Genomic DNA, 11505 nt, shown 5'->3' on the forward strand with positions numbered 1-11505 from the left:
GGGTCAGGCGGCGGGGGCGGGTCCCGTCGTCGAGCGGACCACCAGGTGCGGGACGACCAGGTTCTGCCGCGCCGCGCGGGACGGGTCCCCGATGCGGGCGGTCAGCAGCTCGGCGGCCACCCGTCCCATGTCCCGGCGCGGCTGGTCCACGCTGGTCAGCGAGATGTGCCGGATGGCGGCCAGGTGGGTGTTGTCGTAGCCGACGATCGACAGCTCCGCCGGGATGCGCAGCCCGATCTCGTCGGCCGCCGACAGCGCCCCGGTCGCGACGAGGTCGTTCGGCGCGAAGATCGCGGTGGGGCGGGGGTCGCGGCGCAGCAGCGCGAGGGCGGCGCGGTACCCGCCGTCCTCGGTGAAGTCGCCGGGCTCGACGAGGATCTCCGGGCCCAGCCCGTGGCGGCGCATCGCCCGCTCGTAGCCGGTGCGGCGGTAGCGCGCGGTGGTGGAGCGGGCCCCCTCGATGTGCGCGATCCGGCGGTGCCCCAGCTCGACCAGATGGTCGACGGCGAGGCTGGCGCCGAGTTCGTCGTCGTCCACGACGATGTCGACACCGACGACGTCGCGTTCCCCGACGACCACGACCGGGACGCTCGCGGCGGCTTCTTTCAGCGAGTCGGGGACGACGCTGAGCAGCACCAGCCCGTCCACCCGCATCTCCAGGAACGCCTCGACGGCCTCCGCCTCGAACATCGGGTCCCACCGGCCGCTGCCGACGAGCATCCGCAGGCCGGCGCCGTGCAGGCTCTCCTGCAGGCCGTCGAGGAACTCCGCGAAGAAGGGGTTGTGCAGGTCGGCGACGATCGCGCCGATCAGCCTGGTGCGTCCCTCGACCAGGCTCCTGGCCACGGCGTTCGGCCGGTAGCCGAGTTCGCGGGCGGCCTGCAGCACGGCCTGCCTGCGGCGCTCGCTCACGTGCGGTGACCCCCGCATCACCAGGGAGACGAGCGATTTGGAGACGCCGGCGCGCTCGGCGACGTTGCGGATCGTCGGCTTCGGCGCGGGAACCGGCCTCCCCTCGTCGCGGGCGGCGGGAGACGGTTCCTTGCGCGGCCGGGGGACCGCGCCTTCTCCTTGCCTGTCGTGCGGGGGATTTGCTTGCTCAGCTGACATGGCACTCCGTCCAGGGGGACCTGCAGGACCTGCCGCGGCGGCGCGCCACCGGGGTCGGCGCGCCGGCCTCCGCTCGGGAGGAGATGCCATGATGCCGCGCCTTCCCCTCAAACCGCCGCAACAGTGAGTAACGGGCATCCGACAATGGTGGTTCGGGCCTGTGGTGTTCCGGATCACAGCGGTTCGCGAGTGATCATGACCCGGGGAAAGGCCCGGTCGGAGCCGCCGGTGTGGCCTGTGCCGTCCCGGGCTCGGATACGCTGCCCACGTGGGAGATCGTGCGGTGACCGGCGGCAAGGCGCGCAGCCGGCCGAGCGGCGGACGGGGCCGTCGCAGGCTCAGCGTGGACGAACGGCGGGACGAACTGATCGCGGCGGCGCTGCAGCTGTTCAGCACGCGCTCGCCGGAGGACATCTCGATCGACGACGTGGCGGCCGCGGCGGGCGCCTCGCGGGCGCTGGTCTACCACTACTTCGGCGGCAAGTACGAGCTGTACCTCGCGGCGCTCGGCAGCGCGGCGAAGCAGCTGTCGGTCCTGCTGGAACCGCCCACGGAGGGCAAACCGCTGGACCGGCTGCGGATCTCGCTGCGGCGCTACTTCGACTTCGTGGAGAGCCACGCGGCGGGCTACACCGCGCTGCTGCGCGGCGGACCCGCCGACCGGTCGGGCGAGGTCGGCGAGATCGTCGACGGCATCCGGCAGCTCCTGCTGGACCGGATCCTGCATTCGCTGGAGGTCGAGACGCCGCCGCCCGTCCTGCGCATCACGCTGCGCTCCTGGATGGCCGCCGTGGAGACCGCCGGCCTGGACTGGCTCGAGAACCGCGACGTGCCGCGCGCCGACCTGGAGGCGCTGCTCGTCGACCATCTGGTCGTCGTGTTCCACGCCGCCGGCCGGCACGACCCGCTGACCGGCAAGCTCTTCGACCGGCTCTCGCAGGAAGAGCTGAGCGCGTAAGCGACGTGCGCGGATTTTGGGACACACGAGGCGAATTGTCCACATGAGGACACCTCTCCATCACCCGGACAAAGCCTCCATAGGAACTCTCCGGCCCCACCAAGCACATCCACACACGCAAGCACGACCTGATCCGCGAAGCGACGCCGAAGGCAAGCCTCCACCGGAAAGACCCGCCACCAGGCGGCAACGGAGCAGGCACCTGACGAGCGCACTGGACCGGGTCTCCAACGACCCCGGCCACGCACGCGAGCGCGTTTACCTGAGCGGCGAGGCGACGCCGAAGGCGAGCCTCGCCGGGAAGATCGCGAAGCGATGCAGCGCTCGCACAGGCCAGGTCACGTAGCGAGCGCTAGCGAGCGCAGTGGGCCTGGACTGCGTTAACAGAGCCTGGACTGCGTTAACACCGCGCTGCCCTCGGTGCCGGGGTGCCATCGGACGCCCGGCACCGGGGGCGGCGCAGCGAACACGGTTATTCCGACCGCTGCTGCGGGATTCCCGCGAGCAGCGCCCGCACCTCCGCCTCGCGGTAGCGGCGGTGCCCCCCCAGTGTCCGGATGGACGTGAGCTTTCCCGCCTTCGCCCACCGTGTGACGGTCTTGGGGTCGACGCGGAACATCGTCGCCACCTCCGCCGGCGTCAGCAGGGGCTCGGCCTCTGGCGTACGTGCTGACATGTTTGCGGCCTCTCCTCCGTGGACCGATGACAGCGATCCTGCGGTTGATCCTCGCGCGGACACTGATGTCCCCTATGGCCCGAAAGAGCCACTATGACATCACAACGTGTAACCTTGCCACCACTCAGCGCAACAAGCAAGTTCCTGGCGGTAGTTGCGTGCAAACATCCCCCCGGATGCGGCGTGCCGCCCCTGGGCGATGGCCACTGAGTCACGCTGAGTGATTCTAGCGACACGTATAGTCGTATCGCGCAGGGATTCGGGAAATTTGTTTTAGTTCGCCGTCTCAAGTGCGCGGACGGGCCGCCAGCGGGCTAGGAGCCGCTTGTACATCGCCACGGTCAGCTCGGCCTCTCCGCGCTCCATCCCGGTGAGGGCCACGGTCATCTCGGCCACCGACTCGTCCGCGCGGAGCGCCCGGTCGTCCAGCAGTTGGACGAGGCCCCCGTAGTCGAGTTCCACGAGCGCGCGAGGGTCGAAGCCGCCCAGCCACCGGGCCAGCGTCTCCAGGCGCCCGGCCGACAGGAGGTACACGTCGCCCGTGCCGTCGCCGAGGTTCTCGCGCACCACGGGGAGTGCCGCCGAGACCCGCCGGCGCGCCTCGGCCATCGAGGTGACGTAGATAAGGGTACGGGCGGGCGCGGCCGTCGCCGGACCATGGCCCCCGGGCTCCTCTGACACGTCGTCCGACTTGCGGTAGCCCGTCCCCGGCGTGCCGAGCATCAGGCACCGCTCGTCCCGCGCGAACGGCACGAACCAGTCCAGCGGGATGTGCCAGGTGCTCGTGAGGATGTGGGGCCGCAGGGACCGGCCCGCGCGCTTCCACTGCTCGAAGTCGCTCATCACCCGCTCCGACAGCGGCGGAGGGACGAACGCCGCCGCCACACCGGCGGCGTGCTCGTTCCTGAAGCGCTCGAAGGCCAGCCAGGAGCGTAGCCGCGTCTCCCAGGGGCACACGTAGATCATGTCTTCGAGGCGGCGAACGTAGGCGTCCCTGCTCTCCCGCTCTGGCACGACCTCCGGCGGCGAGCCGGTCATCCTCAGCGCGGCGGCGCGGTGCTCCACCCCGAGCGCGTGGTTCCGCCGCGGGCGACGCCTGGAGTCGGCGTAGACCGTCCACAGGGTCCGCGTGGGCTCCGGGAAGGCGGTCACCGGTTCATAAACCCGTAGGTACGCGGCGTACGGAAGCACCATCGCATCGTTACACGAGATCTGTCCGGGCGGGGCGGCATCCCGCGCCCTACGCTGATCTTAGAGACAGAGAGGAGGGCACTACCGTGCCTAATGTCTTCGGGTCGCCCCACAAGGGCACCGAACCCGTCGCCCAGGGGGGCAACCCCCCTACAACCTCCGGCGTTTCGCGTTTCGGAGGACACGAGCAGGTCGTCTTCTGCCAGGACGAGGCCAGCGGCCTGCGCGCCATCATCGCGATCTACTCGACCGCGCTCGGCCCGTCCCTGGGAGGTACACGCTTCTTCCCGTACGCGTCCGAGGAAGAGGCCCTCGCCGACGTGCTGAACCTGTCCCGTGGCATGGCGTACAAAGCCGCCTTGGCCGGGCTGGACCTCGGCGGAGGCAAGGCCGTCATCATCGGTGACCCGGCCACCGACAAGACCGAGGCGAAGCTGAGGGCGTACGGACGGTTCGTCCAGTCGCTGAACGGCCGCTACTACACGGCGTGCGACGTCGGCACGTTCAGCGAGGACATGGACGTCGTGGCCCGCGAGTGCAAGTTCGTCACCGGACGGACGGTCGCGCACGGCGGCGCCGGCGACTCCTCCATCCTCACCGCGTTCGGCGTGTTCCAGGGCATGCGCGCCGCGGCGGAGACCATGTGGGGCTCGGCCGCGCTGCGTGGCAAGCGGGTCGGGGTGGAGGGCGTCGGGAAGGTCGGCCACCGCCTGGTGGAACATCTGCGTGAGGACGGCGCGGACGTCGTGATCTGCGATGTGAACGAGGCCGCCGTCGACCGCGTCCGGTCGCTGCACCCGGAGGTGGAGGTCGTCGCAGATAGCGACGCGATGATCCGTACCGACCTCGATGTGTACGCGCCCTGTGCACTCGGCGGTTCCCTCAATGACGAAACGGTGCCCGCCCTGAAGGCGAAAGTGGTCTGCGGGGCCGCCAACAACCAGCTCGCCCACACCGGCGTGGAGAAGAGCCTCGCGGACCGGGGCGTCCTGTACGCGCCCGACTACGTGGTCAACTCCGGCGGCGTGATCCAGGTCGCGGACGAGATCGAGGGCTTCAACTTCGACCGCGCGAAGGCCCGCGCGAGCGGCATCTACGACACCACCCGCAAGATCTTCGCGCTGGCCGCCGACGAGGGCGTCCCGCCGGCGGTCGCCGCCGACCGGCTCGCGGAGCGCCGGATGTCGGAGATCAGCCGATTGCGCAGCATCCTGCTCTGAGCCCGCGCGGACACCGCGCGGGCCCCTACGCGACGGAACGGTCCCACGACCCTGTTTAGACCGTTGCAAAACCGTTGCTAGAGCCGCCGTGGGGCACCGTACGACCGTCCCACGGTGGCTTTGGCGGGTACCCGTGACCACGGGATACACTGTTGTTATCAGCAACAGAAGCGCCGCCACGTACCGTCGATGTACCGAGCCGGGCGCAAAACGGGTACGGTTGTACCCGTGACTGACGCATGGCTCATCAGGCACCGGTTCGTGTGGTACACGCGCGCTTGGATGGGCCCACGAAAGCCCTGACCATCGAGGGGGTCGAGCCAATGGGTCGCGGCCGAGCCAAGGCCAAGCAGGTTAAGGTTGCCCGACAGCTCAAGTACAACAGTGGCAACACGGACCTCGACCGCCTGAAGAGCGAGCTTGGAGTCAGCGACTCCGGCGAAGACTCCTATGACGAGCTCGCCGAGAAGTACGCCGACTTCGCGGAGGACTACGGCACCGAGGACCGCAAGGACGGCACCTCCGGTTGATCGGCCGACAGTGCGCCACCGCCCGTAGCACGGGGCGGTGGCGTTTGTCGTGGCCTCTGGGTGTTCGCCGAGGTGTTCGTCATGGAGGTGTGTTCGTCATGGTCCCCGAGAGCCGCCGAGGTCGCCCGCAGGGCACGTTCGGCGGCTGATGGCACTCCTGTGACTCTCGGGGGCTGAGAGGTGCTCTGCGGCCACCTCAGCCCCCGCCGGGTCATTCGCGTCCCAGCTGCATGCCCGCTCAGCGCAGGGCCGCCGTGCCGCTGCCGGGGACGATGTCGCCCAGGTGCCAGGCCGGGACGCCCCGGGAGGTCAGAAGGCGGAGGGCCTCGTCCGCGCTGTCCGGGGCGACGATGGCCGCCATCCCGACGCCCTGGTTGAACGTCTTGTCCATCTCGCTCTGGGGAACGTCCCCGTGGCCCTGGAGGACACGGAACAGCGCCGGTGTCTCCCAGGACGAACGGTTCAGGACGGCGTCCACGGTCGCGGGTAGCGAGCGAGCCAGGTTCGCGGCCAGCCCACCGCCCGTGACATGAGCGAACGCACGTACCCCGCCGGCCTGGATCAGAGCCAGGCAGTCCTTGGCATAGATGCGCGTCGGTGTGAGAAGCGTCTCACCGAGTGAACGGCCGAGCTCCGGAGGCTCCGAGTCGAGGGTCAGGTCCGTCGTGGCCAGGATGTGGCGGACGAGCGAGTACCCGTTCGAGTGGATGCCTGAGGAGGCCATGGCGAGCACCACGTCCCCCGGTCGGACACGTTCGGGGCCCAGGGTCTCGGCCGCCTCCACGACGCCCGTGCCGGCGCCCGCCAAGTCGAACTCGTCCGCCTCCAGCAGCCCCGGATGCTCGGCGGTCTCGCCGCCGACGAGGGCGCATCCGGCCAGGGCGCAGGCGTCCGCGATTCCGCCGACGATGTCGGCGATCCGTTCCGGGACGACCTTGCCGCAGGCGATGTAGTCGGTCATGAACAGCGGTTCGGCGCCGCAGACGACCAGATCGTCGATGACCATGCCGACCAGGTCGTGCCCGACCGTGTCGTAAATGCCGAGACGGCGCGCCAGGTCGACCTTGGTACCGACACCGTCCGTGGACGTGGCGAGCAGTGGACGCTTGTAGCGCAGCAATGCCGAGGCGTCGAAAAGCCCTGCGAAGCCGCTGGCGTCGTCGACCACTTCGGGACGCCGTGCGCGCGCCACGCGGGACTTCATCAGCTCCACGGCACGCTCACCCGCCGCGATGTCGACCCCGGCGGCCTCATACGAGGTGGGCGTGGGGCGACCGGTCATCGGGTGACCTCCAGCAGATGCTTGCCGCGTGCGTCGTCCTCCACCGGGATGGGGTAGTGGCCGTCGAAGCACGCCCGGCACAGGTTGTCCTTGGCGATCTGCGAAGCGGAGATCAGCTCGTCCAGGGAGATGTAGCCGAGCGAGTCGGCGCCGATCGAGTCGCGGATCTCCTCCACCGACAGGTTCCCGGCGATCAGCTCGGCGCGGGTGGCGAAGTCGATGCCGTAGAAGCACGGCCAGGCGACGGGCGGGCTGGAGATCCGGACGTGGACCTCGGCGGCGCCCGCGTCCCGCAGCATCGTCACGATGGCGCGCTGGGTGTTGCCGCGCACGATGGAGTCGTCCACCACGACCAGCCGCTTGCCCTCGATCGCCTCGCGCAGCGGGTTCAGCTTGAGCCGGATGCCGAGCTGGCGGATCGTCTGCGACGGCTGGATGAACGTCCGGCCGACGTAGGAGTTCTTCACCAGGCCCTGGCCGTAGGGGATTCGGGACGCCTCGGCGTAGCCGATCGCGGCCGGCGTGCCCGACTCCGGGGTCGGGATGACCATGTCGGCCTCGACGGGGTGCTCGCGGGCCAGCCGGCGTCCCACTTCGACGCGGGTGGCCTGGACGCTACGTCCCGCGATCGTCGTGTCGGGCCGCGCCAGGTAGACGTACTCGAACAGGCAGCCCTTGGGCCGCGCCTCGGCGAACCGCTCGGACCGGACGCCGTCGCCGTCGATCGCGACCATCTCGCCCGGTTCGATCTCCCGGACGAAGCGGGCGCCGACGATGTCGAGGCCGGCGGTCTCCGACGCCACGACCCAGCCTCCGTCCGCCAGGGCGCCGAGGACGAGCGGGCGGACGCCCTCGGGGTCGCGGGCGGCGTAGAGCGTCCCCTCGTCCATGAAGACCAGGGAGTACGCGCCGCGGGTGACGGGGAGGATCTCCCGCGCGGCCGCCAGCGGGCCGTCGTCGCGGCGGGTGGCGAGGAGGGCCGTGAGGACCTCGGTGTCGGTCGTGGCGGTCAGCACGCCCGGTTCGAGCCGCGCGGCCAGCTCCGGGGTGTTGATCAGGTTGCCGTTGTGGACGAGCGCCAGCCCGCCCGCGTCGCTCGACCGGAACGTGGGCTGCGCGTTCTCCCACGTGGGCGAACCGGTCGTCGAGTAGCGGCAGTGCCCGACCGCGATGTGGCCGCGGAGGGTGTTGAGCACCGATTCGTCGAACACCTGGGCGACGAGCCCCATGTCCTTGAAAACGACTATGCGTGATCCGTCGCTGACGGCGATGCCCGCCGACTCCTGCCCGCGGTGCTGGAGCGCGTACAGGCCGTAGTAGGTGAGCTTGCTCACTTCCGCCTTGGGCGCCTGGTCCGCGGGGACCCAGACGCCGAACACCCCGCAAGCGTCCTGCGGGGGGCGGTCTGTGGGATCGATGTCGTGGCTCAGACGTCCGTCACGGAGAGGCACATCGCCAGTCTAGATGCCTGATTCAGCTGCTCCGATCGGTGGCATGTACTTACCGGACCTTTGCTCGCCCGCACCAGAGGCATCGCACACCTCGGGGGAGTCTGGTGACCGACACGTGGAGGAAGACATGACGCTGCCTGGTTACCAGACGCATTCGCCTCCGTCTCCGCCCCGGCGGAGCACGCTGGCGAGGGCCTCACAGGTACTCGGGATCGTCGGCCTGGTCGGGCTCGTCCTGTGTTTCGCGGGGGTCATCCCGGCGCTCGTGGGTCTCGTCCTGGGGGCGGTGGCCCTCGTGCGGGGCGATGCCGATCGGCGGCCCGCGATCGTGGGCGTCGTCTGCTCGGCCCTGGCACTCGTCGTGGGTGCCGTGGCGCTCGTCTGGCTGCTGAGCAAGGCGGCCGAGTGCGGAGACGAGACGCGCTACCCGGACGACTCGTCGCGGCGGGCCTGCATCGAACGGGAGTTCCCCTTCGCCAAGGGCAGTGCCGCCAGGGACAGCGCCACCACTCCCTAGGGCGCGGTCACGAGCCCTGGTAGTCGGCGAGGGAGCGGACGGCCTCTTCGTCGAGTGCGGAGGCGTAGACGCGGAAATCGTCCATCAGGCCGCCGAATCCGGGCTTGGTTGGTTCGCTTCCCAGGTAGATGGGCCCGGCCGGGGTGACGACGGCGTGTTCGAGCGGTACGGCCACGTCCAGTCGGCCGTTGAGGTACAGGAACATCCCGGTGGTGTCCACGACGAACGCGATGTGCGTCCATTCCCCGACGGTCAGCCTGGCGCGACTGTCGGCGTAGTCCGGGCCTTTGACGGTGAAGAGCTGGACCCGGAGCCGCATCGCGTCTGGGTAGAGCCAGAGCCCGAGGCCCCTGGCGTCGTTCTCGGCGACCGGCTTGTAAACGAGGCTGCGCCACTCGCCTATCGGCTCCTCGGTCACGCGGACGAAGAACGCCACGCTGAACCCGAACACCTGGCTGAGGACGAGCTGCGGTGTGGCGGGAATCACGGCGCGGCCGTTCCCGCCGAGCGACAGCGCCTCCCCCTCCCGGCCCGGGACGATCTCGGCGGTCTCGTTCAGCTCGGCGACCGGTCCGGCGCCGGCCGTGTCGGCGACCCGGCGGCCGTCCACCGTGTCGACGTCGAACGTCCAGTGCGCGATCAGCACGGGATCACCTCCAGCGTGGCGGCGCCTGCATCCGTGCCGGGTGCTGGTGCGCCGCCTTCCAGGCCGTGCCCCGAACGGACGGTGGTGCCCACGCTGGCAGCGCCGGACGGTCCAGGCAAGACCCGGATCGGACGAGCGGCCGCCGGCCCGGCTCAGCCCCGCTCTGCCGCTTCCCGGTCGCCGGGCAGATCGCCGGGCAGCTCGGCGGGCGGGGCGGCGGGCGGGTCGATCGGCAGGGGCAGATGGCCGGAGAGGTCCGCGCGTGCGCCGCTTGCGCGGACCCGTCCGTCCGCTACTGCGTCGGCCCAGGCCAACCGGCCTGTGGCCAGGGCGATCAAGGCTGCGGCATCCATCTCCACCACATTTGGGGGTGTACCCCGGGTATGGTGCGGCCCGTCAATGCACTGAACCGCGGCATAGGGAGGAACGCGAACCTCCACGGAACGGCCGGGCGCCAGCTCGGCGAGCCGGTCCAGCAGGAACCGCACCGCTCCCTTGACGACCGGCCTGGACGGTTCGTCGTTACCCGCCTCGATGCAGGCGAGGACGGTGTCCAGGGCCGCGCGACGAAGGGCGGCCGGTTCGTCCGCACCGGTGTACGCCGGCAGGCCGAGCGCGGTGCGCTGCTCGTTCAGGAGGGCAAGGGAAAGCGGCTTTCGCGACATCGCCACTGACGTTACCGGGTCGTGGCCCACGGTGACCTGCACCGGCGGTGGCGTCCGGGGGGTCGTGCAGACGGTAGAAAGGACCCGGCGTCAAGCCGGGGGAGCGCTTTTCGTCCGGCGTGCGGGAGGAGCCCTCCACGCCCGTCAGCGAAGATGAGGAATGCTCATAGAAGGGAACGGGGAGGCCGGGGACGCGGTCCCCGGAGGACACGGAGGTTCGTCAGATGCCCGAGGCGCTGCCCCTGCAGCCGGGTGACCCGCGAAGACTCGCCTCGTACGAGATCACGGGCCGGCTCGGCGTCGGCGAGCAGGGTGCCGTCTTCCTCGGCAGGGACCCCGCCGGTGGCCTGGTCGCCGTGAAGGTCCTGCACGTGCGGCTGAGCGGCGAGCCCGTCGCCAGGTCCCGGTTCGCCGGCGCGTTCACCTCCGCCCGGAAGGTGTCCGGCTTCTGCACGGCGGCGATCCTGCACGCCGACGTGGAGGGCGACCTTCCCTTCGTGGTGAGCGAGTGGGTGGACGGCCCGTCCCTCCAGCAGCTCGTGGACGAGGAAGGGCCGCGCGGTGGCGCGGTCGTCGAGCGCCTGGCCGTCGGTATGGCGATCGCCATGGCGGCCGTGCATCGTGCGGGTGCGGTCCATCACGACCTGAAGCCGGGCAACGTCCTCCTGGGACGGGACGGGCCGAGGCTGGGCGACTTCGGCATCGCCCACGCCCTGGAGGTGGTGAACGTGGCCTTCTCCGGGCACATCACCGAGGACCCCTCCTACAAGTCCCCGGAGCAGCTCAGCGGCAGGGGCATCGGGCCCGCCGCGGACGTGTTCGCCTGGGCGTCGACCATCCTGTTCGCCGCGACGGGCCGGCCGCCCTTCGGGACGGGCTCTCCGTCAGAGGTGATGCAGCGCATCGTCTACGACGAGGTCGACCTGACCGGGCTCCCCGATTCGCTGCGCGAGGTGCTGACCGACGCGTTCGCCAAGGACCCGGCAAGCCGGCCGACGGCCAACGAGCTCCTCCAGCGGCTCCTGGACGAGAACGGCCCGCTCGCGGTCCGCATGCCGCCCACGATGGTCGCCGAAGGCCGGGCCCTCGCGTCGTCCACGCCTCCGCAGCGGCCTGAGCCGCACGCCGGCGGGCCACCGACGCCCGTCCCCACGCCGGTGCCTCCACCCCAGATGCCACCGCCTGTGCCGCCGCAGGCGCCTGCTCGGCCCTGGCACTCGTCGTGGGTGCCGTGGCGCTCGTCTGGCTGCTGAGCAAGG

Annotated in this window: 12 protein-coding genes; 5 read left to right on the forward strand and 7 right to left on the reverse strand. The window is 70.5% G+C overall.

Annotated features, from left to right (window positions below):
- Positions 1-3 precede the first annotated feature (3 nt).
- Positions 4-1110, reverse strand: a complete 1107-nt coding sequence (locus E1289_RS32315) for a LacI family DNA-binding transcriptional regulator (RefSeq protein ID WP_243713290.1) — start codon at positions 1108-1110, stop codon at positions 4-6.
- A 268-nt stretch (positions 1111-1378) separates the two neighbouring features.
- On the opposite strand from E1289_RS32315, the gene E1289_RS32320 reads away from it, so the two are divergent.
- Entirely contained in the window at positions 1379-2068 is a 690-nt protein-coding gene (locus tag E1289_RS32320) for a TetR/AcrR family transcriptional regulator (RefSeq protein ID WP_243713291.1), read from the forward strand.
- A gap of 472 nt (positions 2069-2540) precedes the next feature.
- On the opposite strand, the gene bldC is transcribed toward E1289_RS32320, so the two are convergent.
- Positions 2541-2744, reverse strand: a complete 204-nt coding sequence (gene bldC, locus E1289_RS32325; RefSeq protein ID WP_012850682.1) for a developmental transcriptional regulator BldC — start codon at positions 2742-2744, stop codon at positions 2541-2543.
- A gap of 273 nt (positions 2745-3017) precedes the next feature.
- Positions 3018-3896: a hypothetical protein gene (locus E1289_RS32330; RefSeq protein ID WP_347813606.1), complete on the reverse strand. Its 879-nt coding sequence runs from the start codon at positions 3894-3896 to the stop codon at positions 3018-3020.
- Between the two features lie 125 nt (positions 3897-4021).
- Here E1289_RS32330 and E1289_RS32335 point away from each other — a divergent pair, with 125 nt between their 5' ends.
- Both E1289_RS32335 and E1289_RS32340 read left to right on the forward strand, forming a co-directional pair.
- Positions 4022-5155, forward strand: coding sequence for a Glu/Leu/Phe/Val dehydrogenase dimerization domain-containing protein (locus E1289_RS32335; protein ID WP_131987050.1), 1134 nt, complete (start codon positions 4022-4024; stop codon positions 5153-5155).
- 323 nt (positions 5156-5478) lie between these two features.
- Positions 5479-5685, forward strand: a complete 207-nt coding sequence (locus E1289_RS32340) for a DUF3073 domain-containing protein (protein ID WP_131987069.1) — start codon at positions 5479-5481, stop codon at positions 5683-5685.
- Between the two features lie 238 nt (positions 5686-5923).
- Here E1289_RS32340 and purM read toward each other — a convergent pair whose 3' ends face one another.
- Together purM and purF are read right to left on the reverse strand one after the other, a co-directional pair.
- On the reverse strand, positions 5924-6967 hold the full coding sequence (gene purM, locus E1289_RS32345; protein WP_131987052.1) for a phosphoribosylformylglycinamidine cyclo-ligase: 1044 nt from the start codon (positions 6965-6967) through the stop codon (positions 5924-5926).
- A complete protein-coding gene (gene purF / locus E1289_RS32350; RefSeq protein ID WP_131987054.1) occupies positions 6964-8418 on the reverse strand; it encodes an amidophosphoribosyltransferase in 1455 nt (484 codons plus the stop codon). The genes purM and purF overlap by 4 nt, the downstream gene beginning before the upstream one ends.
- 127 nt (positions 8419-8545) lie before the next feature.
- Here purF and E1289_RS32355 point away from each other — a divergent pair, with 127 nt between their 5' ends.
- The gene (locus E1289_RS32355) at positions 8546-8935 is read left to right on the forward strand and encodes a DUF4190 domain-containing protein (RefSeq protein WP_131987056.1); all 390 of its coding nucleotides are present in this window, start codon (positions 8546-8548) and stop codon (positions 8933-8935) included.
- A 7-nt stretch (positions 8936-8942) separates the two neighbouring features.
- Here the strand turns inward: E1289_RS32355 and E1289_RS32360 are convergent, their stop codons facing one another.
- Both E1289_RS32360 and E1289_RS32365 read right to left on the reverse strand, forming a co-directional pair.
- Positions 8943-9581, reverse strand: a complete 639-nt coding sequence (locus E1289_RS32360) for a LamG domain-containing protein (protein ID WP_165970698.1) — start codon at positions 9579-9581, stop codon at positions 8943-8945.
- Positions 9582-9733: 152 nt separating this feature from the next.
- A complete protein-coding gene (locus tag E1289_RS32365; RefSeq protein ID WP_165970699.1) occupies positions 9734-10246 on the reverse strand; it encodes a sterol carrier family protein in 513 nt (170 codons plus the stop codon).
- 224 nt (positions 10247-10470) lie between these two features.
- Here E1289_RS32365 and E1289_RS32370 point away from each other — a divergent pair, with 224 nt between their 5' ends.
- Complete coding sequence (locus E1289_RS32370; RefSeq protein WP_131987060.1) at positions 10471-11499, forward strand: serine/threonine-protein kinase; 1029 nt, start codon at positions 10471-10473, stop codon at positions 11497-11499.
- Positions 11500-11505: the final 6 nt, after the last annotated feature.

The organism is Actinomadura sp. 6K520 (genome assembly GCF_004349245.1).
Classification (GTDB): domain Bacteria; phylum Actinomycetota; class Actinomycetes; order Streptosporangiales; family Streptosporangiaceae; genus Spirillospora.

What these genes read in the sequence shown, in the direction of transcription:
- E1289_RS32315 (WP_243713290.1), bottom strand. Translation starts at nt 1,110, where the DNA reads ATGTCAGCTGAGCAAGCAAATCCCCCGCACGACAGGCAAGGAGAAGGC.
- bldC (WP_012850682.1), bottom strand. Translation starts at nt 2,744, where the DNA reads ATGTCAGCACGTACGCCAGAGGCCGAGCCCCTGCTGACGCCGGCGGAG.
- E1289_RS32340 (WP_131987069.1), top strand. Translation starts at nt 5,479, where the DNA reads ATGGGTCGCGGCCGAGCCAAGGCCAAGCAGGTTAAGGTTGCCCGACAG.
- purM (WP_131987052.1), bottom strand. Translation starts at nt 6,967, where the DNA reads ATGACCGGTCGCCCCACGCCCACCTCGTATGAGGCCGCCGGGGTCGAC.
- E1289_RS32355 (WP_131987056.1), top strand. Translation starts at nt 8,546, where the DNA reads ATGACGCTGCCTGGTTACCAGACGCATTCGCCTCCGTCTCCGCCCCGG.
- E1289_RS32365 (WP_165970699.1), bottom strand. Translation starts at nt 10,246, where the DNA reads ATGTCGCGAAAGCCGCTTTCCCTTGCCCTCCTGAACGAGCAGCGCACC.
- E1289_RS32370 (WP_131987060.1), top strand. Translation starts at nt 10,471, where the DNA reads ATGCCCGAGGCGCTGCCCCTGCAGCCGGGTGACCCGCGAAGACTCGCC.